This is a genomic window from Micromonospora sp. NPDC005172 (genome assembly GCF_040608555.1).
Classification (GTDB): Bacteria; Actinomycetota; Actinomycetes; order Mycobacteriales; family Micromonosporaceae; genus Micromonospora.
Window position 1 is genome coordinate 65,911 of the sequence record NZ_JBEXIL010000014.1, and the last position, 20,720, is coordinate 86,630.

At 70.5% G+C, this 20,720-nt stretch carries 19 protein-coding genes; 11 read left to right on the forward strand and 8 right to left on the reverse strand.

The genetic code is table 11. The features are described from left to right. Positions 1–17: 17 nt before the first annotated feature. Genes ABZV06_RS12500 through ABZV06_RS12510 form a run of 3 tightly spaced genes read right to left on the reverse strand, consistent with a single transcriptional unit; the run spans position 18 to position 2,283 of the window. Positions 18–995 (reverse strand): ABC transporter permease subunit, encoded by a 978-nt coding sequence (locus tag ABZV06_RS12500; RefSeq protein ID WP_355244029.1) that lies wholly within the window; start codon positions 993–995, stop codon positions 18–20. Further along, positions 992–1,891, reverse strand: a complete 900-nt coding sequence (locus ABZV06_RS12505; protein ID WP_355244027.1) for an ABC transporter ATP-binding protein — start codon at positions 1,889–1,891, stop codon at positions 992–994. The genes ABZV06_RS12500 and ABZV06_RS12505 overlap by 4 nt, the downstream gene beginning before the upstream one ends. Next, the gene (locus ABZV06_RS12510; RefSeq protein ID WP_355244024.1) at positions 1,888–2,283 is read right to left on the reverse strand and encodes a GntR family transcriptional regulator; all 396 of its coding nucleotides are present in this window, start codon (positions 2,281–2,283) and stop codon (positions 1,888–1,890) included. The genes ABZV06_RS12505 and ABZV06_RS12510 overlap by 4 nt, the downstream gene beginning before the upstream one ends. Positions 2,284–2,615: 332 nt before the next feature. Between ABZV06_RS12510 and ABZV06_RS12515 the strand changes: the two genes are divergently transcribed. After that, the gene (locus ABZV06_RS12515; protein ID WP_355244021.1) at positions 2,616–3,206 is read left to right on the forward strand and encodes a hypothetical protein; all 591 of its coding nucleotides are present in this window, start codon (positions 2,616–2,618) and stop codon (positions 3,204–3,206) included. Positions 3,207–3,245: 39 nt separating this feature from the next. Here the strand turns inward: ABZV06_RS12515 and ABZV06_RS12520 are convergent, their stop codons facing one another. Next, a complete protein-coding gene (locus ABZV06_RS12520) occupies positions 3,246–3,668 on the reverse strand; it encodes a helix-turn-helix domain-containing protein (protein ID WP_355244018.1) in 423 nt (140 codons plus the stop codon). A 92-nt stretch (positions 3,669–3,760) separates the two neighbouring features. On the opposite strand from ABZV06_RS12520, the gene ABZV06_RS12525 reads away from it, so the two are divergent. Continuing rightward, on the forward strand, positions 3,761–4,570 hold the full coding sequence (locus ABZV06_RS12525) for an NAD(P)H-binding protein (RefSeq protein WP_355244072.1): 810 nt from the start codon (positions 3,761–3,763) through the stop codon (positions 4,568–4,570). Between the two features lie 40 nt (positions 4,571–4,610). Here the strand turns inward: ABZV06_RS12525 and ABZV06_RS12530 are convergent, their stop codons facing one another. Then, on the reverse strand, positions 4,611–5,855 hold the full coding sequence (locus ABZV06_RS12530; RefSeq protein WP_355620941.1) for a hypothetical protein: 1,245 nt from the start codon (positions 5,853–5,855) through the stop codon (positions 4,611–4,613). Positions 5,856–5,974: 119 nt separating this feature from the next. On the opposite strand from ABZV06_RS12530, the gene ABZV06_RS12535 reads away from it, so the two are divergent. Then, positions 5,975–6,574, forward strand: a complete 600-nt coding sequence (locus ABZV06_RS12535; protein WP_355244012.1) for a hypothetical protein — start codon at positions 5,975–5,977, stop codon at positions 6,572–6,574. Between the two features lie 4 nt (positions 6,575–6,578). On the opposite strand, the gene ABZV06_RS12540 is transcribed toward ABZV06_RS12535, so the two are convergent. After that, the gene (locus ABZV06_RS12540) at positions 6,579–7,178 is read right to left on the reverse strand and encodes a hypothetical protein (protein WP_355244009.1); all 600 of its coding nucleotides are present in this window, start codon (positions 7,176–7,178) and stop codon (positions 6,579–6,581) included. Positions 7,179–7,300: 122 nt separating this feature from the next. Between ABZV06_RS12540 and ABZV06_RS12545 the strand changes: the two genes are divergently transcribed. Continuing rightward, complete coding sequence (locus tag ABZV06_RS12545) at positions 7,301–8,542, forward strand: helix-turn-helix transcriptional regulator (protein ID WP_355620944.1); 1,242 nt, start codon at positions 7,301–7,303, stop codon at positions 8,540–8,542. Positions 8,543–8,683: 141 nt separating this feature from the next. Here ABZV06_RS12545 and ABZV06_RS12550 read toward each other — a convergent pair whose 3' ends face one another. Then, the gene (locus tag ABZV06_RS12550) at positions 8,684–11,527 is read right to left on the reverse strand and encodes a BTAD domain-containing putative transcriptional regulator (protein ID WP_355620947.1); all 2,844 of its coding nucleotides are present in this window, start codon (positions 11,525–11,527) and stop codon (positions 8,684–8,686) included. A gap of 185 nt (positions 11,528–11,712) precedes the next feature. On the opposite strand from ABZV06_RS12550, the gene ABZV06_RS12555 reads away from it, so the two are divergent. From ABZV06_RS12555 to ABZV06_RS12580, 6 genes are all read left to right on the forward strand, one after another. Beyond that, the gene (locus ABZV06_RS12555; protein ID WP_355244000.1) at positions 11,713–12,567 is read left to right on the forward strand and encodes a hypothetical protein; all 855 of its coding nucleotides are present in this window, start codon (positions 11,713–11,715) and stop codon (positions 12,565–12,567) included. A gap of 437 nt (positions 12,568–13,004) precedes the next feature. Next, positions 13,005–13,580: a MauE/DoxX family redox-associated membrane protein gene (locus ABZV06_RS12560; RefSeq protein WP_355244069.1), complete on the forward strand. Its 576-nt coding sequence runs from the start codon at positions 13,005–13,007 to the stop codon at positions 13,578–13,580. Positions 13,581–13,596: 16 nt separating this feature from the next. Beyond that, positions 13,597–14,145: a hypothetical protein gene (locus tag ABZV06_RS12565; RefSeq protein ID WP_355620950.1), complete on the forward strand. Its 549-nt coding sequence runs from the start codon at positions 13,597–13,599 to the stop codon at positions 14,143–14,145. Then, on the forward strand, positions 14,142–16,109 hold the full coding sequence (locus ABZV06_RS12570) for an ABC transporter ATP-binding protein (RefSeq protein ID WP_355620953.1): 1,968 nt from the start codon (positions 14,142–14,144) through the stop codon (positions 16,107–16,109). Before ABZV06_RS12565 ends, ABZV06_RS12570 begins: the two co-directional genes overlap by 4 nt. Positions 16,110–16,189: 80 nt before the next feature. Next, positions 16,190–16,813 carry a S26 family signal peptidase gene (locus tag ABZV06_RS12575; protein ID WP_355620955.1) on the forward strand — a complete coding sequence of 208 codons (624 nt, stop codon included), beginning with the start codon at positions 16,190–16,192 and terminating at the stop codon, positions 16,811–16,813. Beyond that, positions 16,801–17,247 carry a hypothetical protein gene (locus tag ABZV06_RS12580; protein WP_355620958.1) on the forward strand — a complete coding sequence of 149 codons (447 nt, stop codon included), beginning with the start codon at positions 16,801–16,803 and terminating at the stop codon, positions 17,245–17,247. Before ABZV06_RS12575 ends, ABZV06_RS12580 begins: the two co-directional genes overlap by 13 nt. A 47-nt stretch (positions 17,248–17,294) precedes the next feature. Here the strand turns inward: ABZV06_RS12580 and ABZV06_RS12585 are convergent, their stop codons facing one another. Continuing rightward, complete coding sequence (locus tag ABZV06_RS12585; protein ID WP_355620961.1) at positions 17,295–20,117, reverse strand: BTAD domain-containing putative transcriptional regulator; 2,823 nt, start codon at positions 20,115–20,117, stop codon at positions 17,295–17,297. 182 nt (positions 20,118–20,299) lie between these two features. On the opposite strand from ABZV06_RS12585, the gene ABZV06_RS12590 reads away from it, so the two are divergent. Then, positions 20,300–20,671: a hypothetical protein gene (locus ABZV06_RS12590; RefSeq protein ID WP_355243985.1), complete on the forward strand. Its 372-nt coding sequence runs from the start codon at positions 20,300–20,302 to the stop codon at positions 20,669–20,671. The last annotated feature ends 49 nt before the right edge of the window (positions 20,672–20,720 follow it).

The following is a 20,720-nucleotide window of genomic DNA, read 5'->3' on the forward strand; positions in this document are numbered from 1 at the left end:
CGTTTGCGGGCAGGGCGCTAGAGCACACGGCGGCGTACCCGCCACACCACCACACCGATCAGGACCATCGCGACGGCGGCGAACAGGGCCGCCTCGACCAGCTGGAACGTCCAGAACCGCTCGGCCGGATGGTAGACGCCGAACTGCTGGATGCCGCGCGCGTGCAGGAACTGGTTGAGGTTGGTGCCGGCCCGGTTGGCGGCGTCCTCCAGTTCGAGGTACTCGGTCGAGCTCAGCCTCCGCCCGGTGGCGTCTGCGTAGCCGCGTTCGATCATCCAGCCGGCGAAGCTGGGCACGGGTCGGTGCCCCGCCTGGTCCTCCGCGCCGCCGACGGGGACCGGTGCCATGGTGGTGAGCGGGGTGGCGTACGCGGGACGGGCCAACAGCGCCACCGCCATCCGGGCGGCGAGGAACGCCCCGAACGCGACGCCGAACGCGGGCAGACTGCGCCGCAGGATCGCCCCGGCGGCGGTGGCGACGGCGAACGCGAACAGCGCGTACGCCAGCGGGACAAGTCCTTCCAGGTCGAAGGCGTCGTACTGGAACCGCCCTTCCCAGGCGTCGAATGGCTGACGGAACCAGGTGAGCACGGCGGTGAAGACCCCGGTGAGCGCGACGGTGACGCCGGCCAGTGCCGCGAGCTTGGCCGCCAGCCAACGCATGCGCGGCACGGCCTGTGTCCAGGCGAGCTGCCAGGTGCCGTCCTCCAGTTCGCGGGCGAGCAGTGGCGCACCGAGGAACGCACCGATGACGACGGGGATCAGATAGAAGGCCGCCAGGAGGTTCTCGACGTACCCGTACTCCTCGTCGAGCCGGCGGAAGGAGGCCGTGCAGCCCTCGTTGACACCGGCCTCTCCCGCACACCGGGCGGGACCGCCCGGGAACAGGTCGTGGGCCTGCGTCCCGAGCACGAGCAGGGCGATGCCGAACAGGCCGACGAGCAGACCCAGGACGAAGACCTCGGTCCGGTGCTGGCGCCAGATCAACCACGTCATGCCGCCACCCCCGACGTGACCGCGGCGCTCGGCTCGGGCGGCCGGCGCAGGTACGCCAGCACCAGGTCCTCCAGCGCGACCGGCTGGGTCTGCCACCCGGGCGCGGCCGGGAGCGCGCCGTCGCGTACCAGCAAGGTTGTGTGCCGGTCGCTGTGGACGGCCTCCACGACGGTGCCGGCCCGGTCGAGGTCGGTGGCCGTGCGCGGGCCGACGAGCAGTCGGTGCTCGGCGAGGAGGGTGTCGATGTCGCCGGTGAGCGTGACCCGGCCCTGGTTGAGCACGACCAGGTGGTCGCAGACGCGCTCCAGCTCGTGCAGGACGTGGGAGGAGAACAGGACGGTCACTCCGCCGTCGGCCACCGCGCCCATGAGGATCTGTAGGAACTCGTGCCGGGCCAGCGGGTCGAGGCTGGCCACCGGCTCGTCGAGGACGAGCAGGTCCGGCCGTTTCGCCAGCGCCAGAGCCAGAGCCACCTGGGCCTGCTGCCCGCCGGAGAGCGTACCGGCCCTGCGGTCGAGCGGGATGCCCAGCTTCGCCAGTCGGCGCTCGGCCAGCCCCTGGTCGAACCGCAGGTTGCAGGCCCGGCCGAAGCGGAGCATCTCGGCGACGGTGAAGCGCCTGTACAGCGGGTGGTCCTGGGCCAGGAACCCGACCCGGGACAGAGTCTGCGGGGTGCTGGCGGTGACGTCGTGGCCGAGGACCTCCACCGTGCCGGTGCTCGGCGCCAGCAATCCGACGGCCATGCGCAGCAGCGTGGTCTTGCCCGCGCCGTTCGGCCCGACCAGCGCGATCACGCCGCCCGCCGGCAGGGCCAGTGTGCAGTCGCGCAGCGCCCAGCCCTTCCGGTACCGCTTGCCCACACCATCGGTGCGCAGCGCCAAATCGACCGCTGTCACGCCACGTCCTCATTCCTCGTCTGCCGGTGGACGGAAGTAAAGAGCGCGTTGACCGCCTGCTCGTCGAGGCCGGCCGCGTAGGCGCGGCGCAGCCAGGTCGCCAGGCTGCGGTGCAGCGAGGTGTACGTCGATGCCGACATCACCGCCGACTGCTGCTCGTTGACGAACGTGCCCTGGCCGGGCCGGCCGGTGACCAGGTCCTCCTGCTCCATCTGCCGGTAGGCCTTGGCGACCGTGTTCGGATTGATCGCCAGGTCCTCGACCACCTCGCGGATGAGCGGGAGTCGGTCACCGGGTTGGAGGAAGCCCAGCAGCACCGCCTGGCGGACCTGCTGGACGAGTTGCAGGTACGGCGGCACACCGGAGTGGGTGTCGAGCCGGAAGACGAACACGGTCGCTCCTTAACTGCTTTCCTAGTGCCATAGTAAAGCAACAGGAGGCTCGGCCGGCCTCGTCCGGTGGGTATCGGGGTCGCCGGACCGGTCCCGACCCGGCATGATCCTCAAGCCGCCGCACCCGACGGGCCGGTCATCCTGCGCGTGATGACGTGAAATATCGAGCTCATCCTGGCTGGCAGAGGCTTGGTTGCGCTGCTGAGCAGAACACTGTGCGCTGCACGACATGCGGGACCGAACTTGAAAGCCCCGGCCAAGGTCATACGTGTCGGTCATCGGCACCTCCGCCCGCGCCCAGGGCGGCAGGTTGGGACGTCGCGACCTGGTTCGTGGCCGGGTTCGCCATCCTCTACGCGCTAGCCGCGATCGCCGCAGCCATCTTCGGCAGCGCATCGAGCGACCCTGCCCGGCCGCTGCGGTTGTCCTCGGCCAGCACCGACGCCGCGATCGGGTTCGTCCTGGCCAGCCTGATCCTTGTCGTCGCCATCATCGGCCTGGCCGTCAGCGGGCTGATCTGGGGCCGCGCCACTCGTCGGATCGCCGAAGCGAACGGCTCCCCGGGCCGCTCCTACAGCCGCCACTGGGGCCTGCGCGTCTTCTCCTCCTGCCTGGTCTTGAGCACCGCGATGTCCTGTTTGGCCACCGACCGGACCGTCCCGGCCGTCCTGTTCGGTCAGGCGGCCCTGCGCACCCTCGGAGCGGCCGCGCTGATCGGCGGCGTGCTGCACAGCCGGACGCGGGTTCTGCGGCTGATCGCCCAGGTCGACCGGGTCATCGCGGGGCACCACTCGCCGGTCGCCCGGCAGGACCCGGCGTGGCCGCTGTCGCCCACTCCGACCAGCGCCGACTGGAATGCCAGCCAATGGGACCCGGAGGTGTTGCGCGACATCGAAGCCCGCCGGCACCGTGACAGCACCTGATCTCGCTCGTCGAGAAATTCGAGGTCGTGTGCACCTGCGTCAGCGGATCTCGTTGTCGGGGTGGTCGCTGTCGTAGGCCTGACGGGCTTCGGAGATGACTGCGCGGTGTGCCAGTGACCAGTCCGCGAGTGCCTTGACGAGATGGGTGAGGCTTGTGCCGGTCTCGGTGAGGCGGTAGTCGACCTGGGCGGGCACGGTCGGGTACGCGGTCCGAAGGACGAGGCCGTCTCGTTCCAGGCGGCGCACCGTGAGGGTCAGCATGCGCTGGGAGATCCCGTCGATGGCGCGCTGGAGCTGGCGGAAGCGTCGCGGCCCGTTGGCGAGTTCGACGATCACGAGAACCGACCACTTGTCGCCCACCCGGTCAAGAACGTCTCGGATGCCGCAGTCCGGGTGATCCGGCTGTCCGCATGGTTCGAGGTCGGCGGCGCCCGTGGTTACTTCGGTGTGCGCTGGTGACACGAGACTGCCTCCTTGTGGGCCGCCGGGCGGGCGTCCAGGCTCTCACTGTAGTTACTGAAGAGAACCACGGTGGGAGGCCGATCCGCGTGATCATGGTGACCGGTGCCAACGGACAGCTCGCTGCGCTCACACTCACGGAGCTCAGCCAGCGGGAGATATCTGTCCTGGCGGGGAGCCGCACTCCCACCGGCGCACAGCGCCACCTTGACTTCGACGACCGCGTAACCCTCGACCTCACAGGCGTCTCGACCCTGGTCCTCGTCTCGGCCGGATATGCCGAGGACGACCAGGTCATCGCGCGTCACCGGACTCTCCTCGACGCTGCACGCCGCGACGGCGTGAGCCACGTCGTCTACACCAGCCTGACCAGCGCGGGGGACCACCTCGGGTTCGCACTCGCCCACCGGGCCACCGAGCGGATGATCAGAACCAGCGGGCTCGCCTGGACCATCCTGCGCAACGGGCTGTACGCCGAGCTCTTCGGCGCCTTGCTCACGTGGACACCCGACGGCCTGGAATCAGCATTCGGAGCCGGCGCGCTCTGCGCGGTAGCGCGGGCTGACCTGGCGGCCGCCGCAGCCGTGGTCGCCAGCGAGCCCACCGCGCACATCGGCAAGGTCTACGACCTGGTCGGTGCCCCGATCACCGCTGGCGATGTCGCCGACCGTCTCGGCGTCGCGCACCGCACAATCGAACTGGGTGAGTACCGAACCCGCCTCCTCGGCGACGCCAACCTGCTGCCGTTCCAGCCGCCGATGCTCGCCTCGATCGCCACCAGTGTCCGCCACGGGTTCCTCGACAACGCCAGCCCCGACCTCGTTCAACTACTGGATCGACCGCTCACCGATCCACTCACCGTCGCTGCGGATGTCACGGCCGCCCTGCGCCCAGGCACCCACTGACGCACGTGCTTCGAAAGAGGGCCGTCGGTGCGCGGAGAGGTCACAGACCCCGTTCGTGGAACTGGGCGAGTCGGTCCGGTGGGAGGCAACCGATCAGGTTCCGTTCCAGGTCGACCAGTTCGAGGTCGACCGCGTACACCACGAAATCTTCGGTGACCGGCAGTGTGGCCGACCAGTCGCGCAGGTTCAGTCGAGCCGCAACCGCGCACAACAGTCGCCGGCCGGTTTCGGACCCGGCGGCCACGTCGTGATCGTCCGCGTCGAGCAGGGCGAGTTCCTGCCGTACCAGCCGCGAGGGCCCCGTGTCGTCGAGGCCGATGTCGGTGTTCGTCTCGAACTCCTCCGCCGCCCAGGCAGCCTGGGCATCGATCGTGCTCAGGTCGCCGCGCTCAGCCTCGGTAGCCACGCTGATGCCGATCGACAACTGCGTGGGTTCGGCATAGCTGAGGGCGAGGCAGGCGATGGGCTCGTCGACGTCCAGCCGTGCCGCAGCCTCCGGGATCAGCGCGACCAACTCGTCCTCGACGGCACGGCACGCCGCATCAAGATCGAAATCCGCTGGTGGCCGGACGTACAGTACGTGCGATTCGTTGCTCGTGGTCTGGACGAGGCGGAGCAGGCCGAGGTCGTCGTGCTCGGCGGCCAGTACGGCGTGCGGGCCGCCGTTGTGCTCGACCTCGACGCGGCTGATCCGCCCGTCGGTGTACGTATACGACTCTCGCCCCGAGCCGCGCCGCGCGACCATGGTGGCCGAGCGCATCAGCCCGCCTCCGAAGCGGTACTCGTGGAGGTAGATCGGATCCTCCGTGGCAAAGTGCGCCACCTGCACGAGGTCATCGTCGTGGCGGAAGAACGTCTCGGCGTGCAGCTTCCCGTGCAGGAATCCGCTGTACTCCGCGATCACGGTCAGGCGCCCCCGGGCATCAAACCCGATCCGCAGGACATCCCGATTCTCCGGCGGACGGTCGTCCAGGCGACGCCCAGGCTTGAGGAGATCCCGCTCGAAGTGCAACGGGCGCAGATCAAGGCCCGGCCAGGTGTACCAGTCCCAGCCCTCAACGAGCGCGTGTGCCGCCCGCTTCCGGGACTCGTATTCGTTGCCAAGCTGGCCGAACCGCGCGGCAGGATCAGGCATGTCCGGGATCGTACGGATGCCATGCCCGGCTGACCCGACTCGTAAACGCCCGACGGTGGGAGCCTCCTCATAAGAACCTGCCGTCGGACTCTGCCCTCGACTCGGCCGCCCCTGGGAAACAGGCCATTGCCACCTGAGAGGAGAGTGCACGCGGGCCGAGTCGACAACCTTGCGGCGGGTTTGGGGTTTTCCGACCGTGTCCGAGATTGACGAGAAGCGTCAGCTGGCGGACGAGACACCGAGCTGTGCATCGGTCGATAGTGGCCGGCATGACTCGTCTCAACGTCGCGCTCGAACCGCCCGCGCCCGTCGCAGCAAGACTCGTTCATCTGGCGGCGGAACTCGTGCCCTCCGACTCGGTCTTCCGCATCGGTGAGGACGGTCGACATCCTCACCTGACGCTCTACATGGCCGATTTTGAGCCGTGGGCGTTGGACGCCGTGCTGGCCAATATTGCCGACGCCGCCCGCGAGGCGCCCGGCGCGGCGGTCTGCACCGGGCAGAGCCTGGCGTGCACCGCGGGCGGTTACGTGGAGCTCGGCTATGCCAAGACGGGGGCGTTGCTCGGCCAGCAACTCAAGATCGCCGACCGGCTTCGGGACCTGGCGGTCCCGGCAACTATGCCGCCGCATCTCACCCCGACCGACGACCAATGGCGCAACCTTGAGTCCTACCATTACGAGCTGATGGGGGACAGTTTCCGCCCGCACGTCACCCTCGGCCGGCTGGCCTCGAACGGGCGCTCGTCCCTGTTCGACGCGGGATTCCCGGCCTTCTCCTTCGTGCCGACCGCCCTCATGGTCGCCGTCGCGGACGACCAGGGCGCCGCCCGGCACATCGTTCTCCGGGCGGCGCTAGCGGTTCGCTGACCCGTCATCCACCTCGCGCCGGCGTTCGGCACACCGGGATCTCACCATTGTGCCCGGCAGGGGTGGTGTACTTCGCGAGAACCCATCCGACATACGGATCACCGGGCGAGTCGAATCTTGCGGTCACGTCGCCGGGAGTATTGGTCGGCCACGTGATCGCCAGCCAGTCGGTGGTCGTGTCGTTACCGTTGAAGCCAGAATCGAAATGGCACCGTGCATAGATCAGACTCGCATTGCGGGCGAGCCCGATCTTTTCGCACAGTGCGTTTTTGCAGCCGCAGAGCTGGTACGGGCAGGACCGCACGGTCAGACCCAGGTCGGTACCTGCGACGACAGTGTCGGCGACCCGGAAGGCCCACGGCCCGGGACCCGGCGGTGTCTGGTCGGTCCGATATGGAGTCTTCTCTTCGATAGGCCCTGGGTTGCAGTAGGCAGTGCCGTTGTTGCCCATGTTGACGCAGTTTCCATTGCCGTTGTTGATCGCCACACCGCTGTTCGCTGGCGAATCCTTGTGGTTCTGTACGTAGACTGTGGCTCCGGCGGTGACGAGCGCGGCCACCAGCACCGGAATGCCGGTGATCATTACTTTCTTGAGGCTGGGCACGAGCGGACTCCTCCCCGGTGAAAGCTTGGTCATTCGAATATGACCGATCGACCCATCAGCGTCGTGTCCGCCGACTGCCAAGTTGTGTCAGTGGATGCACAACGCCCGGACGAGGGGTGATCTTGTCCTCGAAGCGAGCACCGAGCGCGCGCTCCGCCGCGCGGGTCACCTGGGGCAACGTCGTCGCCGAAGCGCTGCGCAAGCGGAATCTGTCGGTCAACGCCGCCGCCCGGGCGATCGACGTCAGTCGCAACACCCTGCAGAATTGGCTCAACGGCGAGGCCGACGCCGACCTGCGCACGTTCGATCGACTTTCCGAACTCACCGGACTGTCGCATGTGCTGTTGCTGGAGCTGGCAGGGGTCCTGCCACCCGAGCTGGGGCCGATCGCGTACCAGACCCAGGCTGCGCACGAGCTGCGGGAGGGTCTTCGCCGGGTCAAGCGCTGGGTCGACCAAGCCATCGACGTGGCCGACTCGCCGCCCGCCGCTCAGGTGGCTGCGGCGCTGCTGTCCCGAAGCAGGGAGTGGGAGGTCACGCTTCGCCCGGCGCTGCGCGGACGCGAACACCGTCTGCTTCAGCACACCTACCTCGCGTTGAAGCCCATACATGAGCCCGCCCTGCCCGAGGAGGTCGCCCGCGAGGAAGTTCATCACCTGCTGGCCGACCTCTACGTGCCGTACGGCCTGACTTGGCGGGAGCAGGAGGCGCACGACTTTGTCGGCCATCCACCGTTCGTCCTTCAGGTGCCCGACCACGAGCGCCCGCGCGGGCCGCGGGCGGCCGATCCGCACGCGCCGCCGTCGATCCTGGCGCTGGGCCTCCCGTACGCCCACGCGGAGTTCCTCGGCAGCTACGTCGCCCACGCACTCGGCTACGGCTATGCCGACCTTCGCTACGGTCCGCGCGCACCGAGCGCGATGCGCGATGAGGACGGGCGTGTCGCGGCGATGATCGAGCACGCCCAGCACCTGATGGCCGATGACACCCGCCGCCAGGTCTGGTCGCTGGCCGACCACCGGGTGCTACGTGCGCTCGACGAGGAGTTGGGCAGCGCGAGCCTTCCGCTCGTACTGGTCGTGGAGCCCGGGCCACGGCTTCGCGCTCGAGGCTGCGAGGTGTGGAACGTGCCCGCGGAGGAGATGGCCACGCGCTACCGACAGATGCGTCGTTATCTCGAGGACCCGCCCTGGCCGATCGTCCACCTGTCGGTCGACGACGACCTGGGGCCGGACGGTGCCGTCGACCCCGACACGCTGGTGGACGTCATGGCACGGCTGTCGATCGAGGCTCTCACCGCTATCCACCGCGACCACAACGGGCCCGGCCCCCGGCGGTGGCTGACCTTGCCGGGCCATCCGTAGCGGGTGCCGGGGCCATTGCGTGTGTAGAGCAGCCGGCTGGGGCGCGGGAGGATGCCCGGTCGAGCCCGGTCGACGGATCTCTCGCCGCAATCGTGGCCACGATCAGCCACGGCGTCGGCCCGTGAGGTCGTACCTCGTCGTCTAGAATTCGCCGCCCGCGGACGCCGCGGGGACCGCCGGTGCCGCCAGTTTGGCGCGCGGGCGGTCGGCGTCCGGGTGACGCAGCTCGTCGAAGATCGTCAGTGCCTCGCGCCAGGCCCGACGCGCGGCGTCGAGGTCACCGGCGGCCCGCAGGCTGTCGCCCAGGTTGTCCAGCACCTCCGCCTCGTCGTACCGGTCGCCGAGTTCCCGGTGTAGCGCCAGCGCCCGCCGGTAGCAGTCCGCGGCCTGGTCGTGGTCGCCGAGGCCGTGCCGGACGTACCCGAGACTGTCCCAGGTCAGCGCCGCGCCGTGCCGGTCGCCGGTCTGCTCGTGCAGCCGCAGGGCGGCCTGGCAGCAGTGCAGCGCCGGCCCCGGCTCGCCGAGCCGGGCGTGCATCCAGCCCAGATTGTTGAGCGCCTTGGCCTGCCCGACCCGGTAGTCGGTCGCCCGGTAGAGGTCGAGGGCCAGCCTGGTCTCGTCGAGAGCGGCGCGCAGCCGGCCCTGCCGTGCCAGTACCCAGCTCACACCGAGGTGCGTGTGCGCCCGTCCGGTGTCGTCGCCCAACTCGCGGTACAGCTCCAGGTCGCGTTGGTAGTGCCGGTGTGCCGCCTCGTGATTGCCGGACCAGGTGCAGGCGATGGCGAGGCCCCGGTGCGCCAGGGCCTGACCCGCCAGGTCACCGCGGCGCAGCGCCGCCGCCAGGGCGGTCCGCTGCGCGCCGGCCAGCTCCGGCCAGTGCCCGCTGCGATCGAGGTACGTGGTGAGGGCCGCCGCCAGCGTCCACGCGTGCCGGTCCAGGCCGGTGTCCGCCGCCTGCTCCACACAGGCCAGCAGCACGTGGTGCTCGGCGGCGAACCAGGCGGTCGCCCACGCGTGCTCCGGGCGGTCACCGACCGTCACCCCGGGCGCGGGCGGCGGCAGCGCGGCCGGCCGCGCCAACCGGTACGGGTCGAGCAGGTGGTCCGCTGCGTGCGAGGCGTGCAGATAGTGGTCGAACAGGCGGCGTCGGGCGGCTGTGCGCTCGGCCTCGGGATCGGCGTCCTGACACAGCTCCCAGGCGTACGCGCGAAGCAGGTCGTGCATCGCGTACCGGCCCGAGGTGCGCTCGGTGAGCAGGTTCGCCCGCGTGAGGTCGGCCAGCAGTGGGCCGACCCGGGCGGGCGGCAGGCCTGCGAGGCTGGCCACCGCCGCCCGTCCGACGTCGGGACCCGGGTGCAGCCCGAGCAGCCGGAACAGCCGGGCCGAGTCGGCGGCCAACGCCCGGTACGACCAGGAGAACACCGCTCGCACGTCGGTCATGGGGTCGCCGGTGGCCAACGCGGTGAGCCGCTCCGAGTCGGTGTCCCGCAGTTCGGCGGCGAGCGCCGTCAGCGGCACGTCGGGCTGCCCGACGGCGCGGGCCGCGACGACGGCCAGGGCCAGCGGCAGGCCGGCGCAGCGGCGCACGATCTCGTCCAGCGCCGCCGTGTCGCGCGCGGCGCGCCCGCGACCGAGCCGACCGGCCAGCAGCTCCCGGGCCTCGGCCGGCGGAAGCAGGTCCAGCGTCACCGGGTGGGCCCCGGCGTTGACCACCAGGCCGGTGAGCCGGTTGCGGCTGGTCACCACGACCAGGCTGCCCGAGGAGCCCGGCAGCAGAGGTCGCACCTGCTCGTCGTCGCGCGCGTTGTCGAGCAGCACCAGGACGCGCCGGTCGGCGAGCAGGGTCCGGAACAGCGCGGCCTGCCCGGGCAGGCCGCTGGGCATCCGTGGGGGCGGCACGTGCAGCGCCTCCAGGAAGCCGCGCAGCGCCTCACCCGGCGACACGGCCCGGCCGTCGAGGTCGAACCCGCGCAGGTTGACGTAGAGCTGCCCGTCCGGGTACCGGTGCGCGACCCGATGTGCCCAGTGCACCGCGAGGGTGGTCTTGCCGACCCCGGCGGTGCCGGCGATGGCGGAGATGACCACCGCGCGGCATGGGCCGCCGTCCCGGGTGTCGCTGGTCGGCTCGGCGGGCAGCAGCGCGTCCAGTTGTCGCAGCGCCGCCGCGCGGCCGGTGAACCAGGCGGGGGCGCTGGGAAGCTGCGCCGGAGGCCGGCCGCCCGGCTTCGCGGGTGACGGCTCGGTCGGCGTCTCCCCCCGCAGCACCCGCAGGTGGGCCCCGCTCAACTCGGGACCGGGCTCCACGCCCAACTCGTCGACGAGGTGGCGGCGGGTCTCGGCGTAGAGCCGCAGCGCGGCGGCCTGCTGGCCACAGCCGGCCAGGGCGAGCAGGTACCCGGCCACCAGCGGCTCCCGCAGCGGATGCTCGGCCACCAGGGGGCGCAGGGTACGCGCGGTCGCGGCGAACCGGCCGAGGCCGAGCTCCACGGCGGCGAGCCGTTCGTACGCGAGCAACCGCTGCTCGTCCAGGCCGGCGGCGGCAGCGTCGACGAAGGCGCCGGTCGCGCCGGCCAGCGCCGGCCCCCGCCACAGCGCCAGGCCGTCGCGTAGCAGTCGCGCCGCCTCCGCACCGCGACCGGCCGCCTCCTCGGCGCGGGCCCGCTCGACCGCCGCGGTGAACTCGGCGAGGTCCAGATCGGTGACGCGTACGGCGAGCCGGTAGCCACCGCCCTGCGTCGTCAGCAGATCGGCCGCACCCGCCTCGCGCAGGGCCGACCGGATCCGGGAGACGCAGACCTGGACCTGGGTCCGGGCGCTGGCCGGAGGGTCGTCGGCCCAGAGCGCCGCGACGATCTGCCCGAGGGACACCAACCGGTCGGCGTTGAGGAGCAGCAGCCCGAGCACCGCGCGTTGCTGAGGGCGGTCGATGGGAAGGACCCGCCCTCCGGCGGTCACCTGGACGGGGCCGAGGAGGGACCACCGCATGGCTTTCCTCATCAGTCGTGATCGGACGATCACAGTCTATGGACGACGCGGACGGCACGGCCGGCGCCAAGCGGTCGGATAGCGGACGACAAGCGAGCCCGCCCAGGCTCTCCTCAGCCGTCGGACCCGAGAGTCCGGCGGGCGAGGCCGGCACGGCGTCGGCCGAGGCGGACAGGGAGAGCGACATGCGAGTAACCAAGGGACGGGGCATGCTGACGGCCGTCGTGTCGACGGCTGCCGTGGTGGCCGGCATGGGCTGGGCGACACCGGCCTCGGCGGAACCGGCGGGGCTGGAGACGGTCACCCAGTCGGCGGCCGAGAGCAGTCTGGACAAGTCCGCGTTCGCGTCCTGCCCGGCCGGCAAGGTGGTCACCGGGGGTGGCGGCTTCCTCCCTGCCGGCTCGTCGGCCGCTGGACGGGTCGGGTTGGACCGGTTGGAGCCGCTGGCGAACGGCACCGGGTTCTTCGTGACCATGCGGGAGGCGGGCCCGGTCAACTTCGCGGGCGACTGGGGGCTACAGGCCCTCGCCCAGTGTGCCACCGCGCCGGCCGGCTACCAGGTCGTGGCCGCGACGGGGGCGGTCGGAACGGAGTTCGTCACGGCGAGCTGCGGGACCAAGAAGGTCATCGGCATGGGTGGGCGGATCAACAGCGGTCTGGGCGACGTCGTGCTCGACCAGGTGGTGCCGTCGTTCGACCTGACGTCGGTGACCGTCCGGGCGGTTGCGGTGCAGGGCACCTCGCCGGCCGGCTGGAGCGCCACCTCGATCGCGGTCTGCGCCAACGGACCCGCCGGGCTGGAGCGGGTCGTGACGACGGGGGCGAGCGCGAGCGACCCGTCCTCCACCCACCTCAAGGCGTGCCCGGCCGGCAAGGGCCTCTACAGCGCGGGTGCGGACATCAACGCCGGGAACGGTCAGGTACTGCTGACCGCGATCAACATCACCGGGGGGAACACGGCGCGGGTGCGGGCGGATGAGGACGCCGACGGCCTCGCCGGCTCGTGGAGCCTCAACGCGTACGGCATCTGCGGAAGTTGACCTGACCGGGGCCGGGGCCGCCAGTGGCGGCCCCGGTCGTCGTTCGGTTCGGGGCGACGGCCGGACAGGAATTCAAGCTTCTCTCCAGCTTTCCTGTAGGCCCGCCCGGCACCTTTGCACCAGTGGAGCGGTCGACGGGGGCCGCCCGGACGTGTGAGGAGTGTTCGATGATCTCGAAGATCGAGTCTTTGGGCAGCAGGCTTCTGGCCAGGCTGGTGCCCGCGGTGGAGGCCTCGGCGGCGACGTGCTCGTCCCCGTGGGGTCCGAAGTTCTTCCCGAGCTGCTACCAGTGCGCCGGCGGAGCCGCCTGCACCGCATGCTGCCGGAGCGGATACGGGTGCAAGGCACCCTACCAGTGCTACTACTGACCGACGCTCTGATGCCGTCCGGTGGGAGGGCGGAAGCCTCCTCCCGCCGGGCGGGTCCGCGTGATCGCGATGGAGAGGATGCCTGCGGTGCAGTACCTTGCGATCGGTGTTCGTTGCCTGCTGGTGATGGTGTTTCTGACCGCCGTCGTCGGTAAGGTGGCGCCCCGGGGTGGCTTCGGTCTGTTCGTCGCCTCGATACGTGACATGCGGTTGCTGCCCGTGGGTTTGGCCCGGCCAACGGCACTCCTGGTGCTGGCCGCCGAGTGCTCGGTGTGCGTGTTACTCGCCTCCCCGGCCGCCGGCGTCGCCTCGATCGGCTTGGGCCTGGCCACGCTGCTGCTGATCGGGCTGACCGCGGCCGTCGTGCTCGTCAACCGCCGCGTGGACGCCGTCTCCTGCCGGTGTTTCGGCGCGTCCAGCAGCCCGTTGGGCGCTCGCCACGTGTTCCGTAACGCCTTCCTGACCGTGCTGGGCGCGGCGGGCGTCATCGCCAGCCGCAGCGATGGACCCATGGACGCCGACGGCGTCGTGGTGGCGGTCTGCGCGGGAGCCCTGCTCGCCCTGCTGATCGTCAAACTCGACATTTTTGTCGATCTCTTTCAGACCTCCGCGAGGCCCTCCCCGGGCCGCCGGGAAGGTCGATGAAGACGAGGAGAATCCGATGCTCTTTCTTATCGCCGCTGTGATTCTGGTCGGCCTGGTGTGTGTGCTCGACCTGGTTCTCACGCTCGGTGTCATCAGGCGGCTCCGCGAGCACACCGAGCTGTTGAAAGCGGTTGAGAACCCGTCGCACGACCTGACGGTCGGTGACGCGATCGAGGCGTTCTCCGTCGAGGACGTGGAGGGGCGGCGGCTCAGCGCGGACCGACTGCCGGCGGGCACGGTCGTCGGGTTCTTCTCGGTGGGTTGTCAGCCGTGCCGGGCGGCGCTGCCGAAGTTCGTCGACCACGCCGCGACGATGCCGGGTGGGCGCGACCAGGTCGTTGCCGTGGTGGCCGGAGCGGACGCGGCGGATGCCGAGAGCCTGGTGGCGGCGCTGCGGCCGGTGGCCAGGGTGGTGTTCGGGGACTACGAGGGGGTTCTCCCCACCGCGTTCAAGATCAAGGGCTATCCGTCCGTGCTGATGGTCGACCCGCTGGCCGACGGACGGCTCGTGGTCACCAACGACAACGTGGACCTCAGCCGGGCCGAGTTGGTCGCCGCGGCATGAGTTCCCGGGGCAGCCGGCCGGCGGACGAGGAAGAAGGTGGGTCGGCCAGTTCCGACCTGGCCTTCCGTCCACCGGTCGGCATCAGGGAACTGGCCAGGTTGGTCCTCGCCGCAGGGGCCATCGCCGTCCGGGCCGCACCGCGGGCGCTCGCCTGCTACCTGGCCCTGACGGTGCTGGACGCACTGCTACCGGTGGCGGTCGCCTGGCTGATGAAGACCCTGCTCGACCACCTGGCCGGGTCGGCTGCCGGCGTCGACCCGGCCGTGGTCGTGGTAGCCGTCGGCGTAGCGGTGACCGCGCTGCTGGTCGGGCTGCTTCCCCACTCGTCGCAGTACCTACGCGCCGAGATGGATCGCGAGGTCGGCCTGCTCGCCCAGGACCGGCTGTACGCCGCGGTGGAGCGCTTCGTCGGCCTGGGGCGTTTCGAGGACCCGAATTTCCTGAATCGGCTACGGCTGGCACAGATGAGCGCGGGGTCGATGCCCAATCAGGTGGTCGACGGCCTGCTGGGCTGCGGCCGGAGCGTCATTCTGATGTCCGGCTTCCTGGTCTCGCTGCTGGTGATCGACCCGCTGATGGCGCTCCTGGTGGTCGGCGCGGGTCTGCCCGCCCTGGGTGCCGAGATGGCGCTCTCCCGGCTGCGCGCCGGAATGTTCTGGCAGGTCGGCCCCACTGAGCGTCGGGAGATGTTCTACAGCCAGCTGCTGTCGAACGTGGTGGCGGCAAAGGAGATCCGGCTCTTCGGCACGGGCGCGTTCCTGCGTGGTCTGATGCTCGCCGCACGGCGCTCGGCCAACTCGGCGAAACGCGCGGTGGACCGTCGGGAGGCACTCGTCCAGTCGGCGCTCGGGCTGCTGGCGGGGCTCGCCTCGGGCGCGGGGCTGTTGTGGGCCGTCGACGCGGCCGTTCGAGGGGCGTTGTCGATCGGTGACATCACACTCTTCGTGGCGGCCGTCGCGGGTGTGCAGGCAGCGCTGGCATCGCTGGCCGGTGAGTTCGCCCGTACCCATCAGGCCGTACTCATGTTCGGGCACTTTCGCACGGTCGCCACTGCGGGGCCGGACCTGCCGGTCGTGCCGGCGGCGCCACCGGTGCCCAGGCTGTCCGGCGAGATCGAGTTCCGCGACGTGTGGTTCCGTTACGCGGACGGGCATCCGTGGATCCTCCGTGGCGTCAACCTGCGGATTCCGTACGGCGAGACGCTCGCGGTGGTCGGGCTCAACGGCGCGGGGAAGTCCACGATCGCCAAACTGTTGTGTCGCCTGTACGACCCCACCCGCGGCGCGGTGCTCTGGGACGGCGTGGACATCCGCGCCGTCGAGGTGACCGCGCTGCGACAACGGGTGGCCGCCGTGTTCCAGGACTACATGCAGTACGACCTGTCGGCAGCGGAGAACATCGCCCTCGGAGACATCGACGCTCTCCACGACCGGGCTCGGATCGAGGCCGCTGCCCGTCGGGCCGGAGTCCACCACGTACTCGACGGTCTGCCCCGAGGTTACGACACGCTGCTGTCCCGGACGTTCTCCGGTCCGACCGACGACCGGGACGAGCCCGAGGTCGGTGTCGTCCTGTCGGGCGGGCAGTGGCAGCGGCTGGCCCTGGCGCGAGCCCTGCTGCGCGACCGGTGTGACCTGATGATCCTGGACGAGCCCAGCGCCGGGTTGGACGCCGAGGCCGAAGCCGAGATACACGACTCACTGCGCCGGCATCGCGCCGGCCGGACCAACGTGCTCGTGTCACACCGGCTCGGTGCGGTACGCGACGCCGACCGCATCGTCGTACTGGCGAACGGGCGGTTGGTGGAGGAGGGTGACCACGCCTCCCTGATGGCTGCCGACGGGGCGTACGCCCGGCTCTTCCGCTTGCAGGCCGCCGGCTACCAGAGCACCGGGGGACAGGACCAGCCCGACACGCCGCAGGCCGATCGGTCTGCCCGTCCGAGGATCGTGGCGATCACATGAGCCTGGTGAGGACAGGTCCCAGGTCGAAGGGACATGCTGCCCGTCCAGGGCGGGCGACGGGCCGCCGGGCGGCTCTGGTGGTGGAGCTGGCGCTCTGGGTGGCCGGAGTCGCCCTGCTGTGCGCCCGCGTACCGATCCGGGTCGTGGGTGGCGTGCTGCTGCTGGCGGCGCTGGGCCGCGCGATGGTCGCGTGGTCCCGGCTCAGCAGGCGGTTCATGGTGGTGACGGTCCGCGGCCAGAGCATGGAGCCGACCTTCTCGGAAGGCGACCGGGTGCTGATCAGGCGTGGACAGAGACTGCAGGCAGGTGACGTGGTCGTGCTGCGGACGGCGGCAGCCCGCAGCACCGCAGCCGCTCGGCCGTCCTGTGTCATCAAGCGGGTGGCCGCCGTCGCGGGCGAGGTCGTGCCGCCGTACATCGGTCCAGCAGGTGACCGGGTGCCCACCGGACGGCTCGTGCTCCTCGGAGACAACCGAAGTGCCAGCTTCGACTCGCGTCAGGTCGGTTACTTCCGAATCGACGATCTGCTCGGCACGGTGGTACGCCGGCTGGGCAGCCCATCTGCCCCACCTCGTCGCAACGCGCAACCAACAGATACCCAACATCCCGTTGCAAGACTGCGCCCAGCCAAGTCGGTCAATCTCAGATCGGAGACACTGTGGTGCGATCAGTCAAACGGCGAGGGCTCTTCATGGTGGTCGTGACGGCGATCCTGTCCCTGGTGCTGCCCGCGAGCCTCGCCTCCGCAGCACCCGCCGAGTCCGCGACCTCGACGGCGATGAGCAGGCAGGCCGCTGAATCGGCGCTGCTCGAATACGCGGCGCTGCATTCCCCGGCCGCCGTCGCCGCCGGCAACCGCATCGGCAATGCCTGGGGCGGCGGTCTCGGCGTCATCCACGTCCGCGACGGGAAATACACGTACGGCACGCACGACGCCGTCCTGCCCTTCGACCAGTGGTCCGACGCGTGGTTCGGTTGGGCCACGACCGCCGGCTGGTACACGGGGGCCGGCTACTGCACCATGCAGCTACGTTCCGACGGCGGTGGCCCCTGGTATCGCCAGCTACCGGATCTCGGGGCCGGTCAACACTTCATCGGTTTGCAGACCAGCTACATCGTCAGCATCTACGGCTGCTAGCGGAGCGGCGTGGCAGGGGAGATCCATCGCGGAGGTGGGTCTCCCCTTCACGAAGAGCGTCGCGCGCGCCGAGGTGGCGGCGCGTCCTCCGGTGCCGGCGCGGCGGAGCTGTCGGACAGCAACGCGGACAACAGACCGCGCATCTCGTCGAGGCGACGGTCGCCGAGCGGTTCGAGGATGGTGACGGCCTCGTGCAGTGCCGCGACGGCGGCGGGCAGATCTCGTCGCGCTGCCGCCACGTCGGAGCATCCGTGCAGGGCCCACGCCTCCCGCATCCGATCGCCGGTGCTGCGGGCGAGGCGGACCGCGGTGTCGTAGTGGTGTCCTGCCTCATCGAGATTGCCCCGCAGAAAGTGCACCCTGCCCAGATTGGTGTGGACGCTCGCCGACAGCCAGTCCCGGTTGTCGGACCGCTCGGCGGCCGACAACGCCGAGGTGTACGCGTCGAGCGCCTCCTGTTGGCGGTCAGCGCGCCGGTGCAGGTAACCGAGATTGAGTTCTACCTTGAAGATGAGATCGGGATCGTCGAGCGGGGCCGCGAGTTCGCGGGCGCGTAGCAGGGGCGCGAGTGCCTCGTCGAGCGCGCCGCTGTCGGCCAACATCGCACCCAGGCTCGCCTCGACGTCCGCCACGCCGGCGTGGTCGCCGTGGTCGGCGAAGAGCGCGCTGGCCCGCTGGTAGGCGGTCCGGGCTTCGGACCGTTGCAGCAGCAGACTGTGTGCCACGCCGAGGCTCCCGTACAGGGTGGCCTCGCCGGTGCCGCTGCCGGCCAGGACCGCGGCACGGATGCCCTGCTCGGTGACGGAGATCCAGGTGTCGCGCGGTGCCCGACGTTGCAGCCAGCCACGCATGTTCACGGCGAGGGGCCAGACGAGATCGGGGTGGGTCTGCCCGTGCTGGGCGATCAATCTGGCGATGGTGTCCGCCTCGGTGTCGGCCCACCGCAGAGCCGCCGCGGTGTCGGTCAGATCGGGTACGAAGAGGTGCCCTGCACCCCGGACCCCCGCACCGTCACGTGGGCTGGTCGTGGGCCGGATGCGCCGCTGCGCACGACCGCTCACCTGCCCGTACCAGTCGAGGGCCTGCCGTTCCGCGATCCGCCGGTCGACCGCGCTGTCCTCCCGTTGGGCCTGCTGGTGGGCGAACATGCGCGTCAGTTGGTGCAGAGCGATCCGGCTGCTCGCCTCGACGGTGACGAGGTTGGCCGAGGCGAGCCCGTTCACCAGTTCGGTCAGCGCGCTGACCGTGGTCGTGCCGGCCAGCGCGGCGGCGGCACCGAATCCGATGGCGGCAACATCCAGCAGTCCGAGCCGGCGCAGCAGCCGACGTTCCGCTGCGGTGAGCCGATGGTAGGAGACGGCGATGACGGCTCGTACGCTCACGTCTCCGTCGCTCGTGGCGAGCCGGGCCAGGCGGGTCTGCTCGTCGCGCAGGGCGGCGACGAGGACGTCCGGTCGGGCGTCCAGCCGGAGGCGTGCGCCGACGATCCGGATGGCCAACGGCATACCGTGGCACAGCTTCACCAGAGCGGGGATGTCGTCTGTGGCGGAGCCGGACAGTCCGGCGACCGCCCGCAGCAGGCGGGTGGCCGGCTCCTCGGGCAGCGCGCCGAGCACCAGCAGGTGAGTGCCCTCGCGAGCGATGAGCCCGTCCAGCCGGTTTCGGCTGATGATCACGAGCAGGCTGTCACCGCTGCCGGGGAAGAACGGCCGAGCCTGCCCGGCGCTGCTCACGTTGTCCAGGACCAGCAACATCGTGCGGTCGGACAGCAGTGAACGCAGTCGCGCCGCCCGTGCCTCCACCTGGCGTGGCAGGTCGTCGGGGGCGACGCCGAGGTCGACGAGAGCGCGGGCCAGCGCCACCGTCGCGGGAACGTCGTCATCGAGATCCAGGTAGAGCTGCCCGTCCGGAAAGCAGTGCCGGTTCTGGTCGGCCCACTGCGCGACCAGAGCGGTCTTGCCCATGCCGCCCGCGCCGGTCACGAGTACCGATCCGGAGCGGTGCTGACCAGAGCGCGATGCTCGTTGTACGGCGTCGAGGGCCGCCAACTCGTCGTCGCGCCCGACGAAGGTTCGGGGTGGCGCTGGTAGCTGCGCCGGCCGGACCGCGACGACCACGGCCGGCGTGACCGTGGGAGTGACGCCGCGCAGGATCGCCGTGTAGAGCTGTTGGAGTCGGCTGCCGGGGTCGGTTCCCAGCTCGTCGGCGAGCATGCGCCGGGTCCGCTCGTACACGGCCAGGGCCTCGGCCCGTCGGTCACTGCGCACCAGCGCCAGCATCAGCTGCGCCTGGAGGCGCTCGCGCAGCGCGTACTCCCTTGCCAGGGTCGACAGCTCCGCACACAACTCGCGGTGCAGCCCGAGGCTGAGCTCGATGTCGACACAGCTCTCGTGGACGCTCAGCCGCTGCTCGCCGAGGTGGTGCGCCGCCGCCCTGACCTGGTCGGTGTCGGCGGTGCCCTGGTAGGCGTCCGATCCCCGCCACAGGCGCAGTGCAGCCCGGTAGCGCACGCGCGCCTCGGTGAGCCGGCCCTGCGCCTCGTGCCGTGCGGCGGTCTCGGCGAACGTGACGAACTCGTCGGCGTCCAGCTGGTGGTCGTCCAGCCTGATCCGGTAGCCACCGCCGGCCCGGACTATCGTCCCGGTGCCCAGAACGCGACGCAGATGATGGACGAGAACCCGCAGTGCCCCGTGCTTGCGGTCGCTCGGATCACGGCCCCACAGGGCCTCCATCAGGACGCCGTCGGTGACCGTCCGTCCGTCCGCGGCCAGGAGGCAGGCGAGCAGCACTTCGTGCTGACGTCTGCCGACCGGCACCACCGATCCCGATGCGTCGACGGCTCGCAGTGGCCCCAGGACTTCGAACCGCATGATCCCTTCCCCGGCTGCGAGCAGGGCTGGCGCCGCGATGGTGGCACCGACATCACACGGCGGTGGGCGCGACTCCGACCGTCAACCAGCGACCGAATTCTTCGCCAACATCCAGCCAACATCCTCTCGTCAGACTCTGGCTGCACGGTTCGACGAAGTCCATCGTCCTGGAGGGGGAAACCATGAAAACCACGGGTGTACGACGAAGCCTCGCCGCCGCGGTCGGTCTGGGAGTTGTCGGGGCGCTCGCGCTCGCGCCCGCACCAGCGTCCGCTCACGACACCATGGCCTATGTCTACAACAACGCCGGCGTCGCGGTCGGCGAGGGATACATCTTCATCAGCCACACACTCTTCCGGGTCTGCGACATCAAGGCCGACAACGTGGGTGTCTACGGCCGGATGAAGCTCCGGAACGGCACCATCAAGGACATCCCGGACCTCGACGGGGCGGGGGGCTCCTGCGGCCAGGGGACCACGAGCTACGAGAACTACATCGTGTCCTACGAGGTCGTCTGGCGCGGGGGCAAGAGCTCCGGCTGGCGGACGGCCTGATTGGTCGGACCGTTCACGGGTGCTGTCGACGGAGGTGGGTTGTGTATCG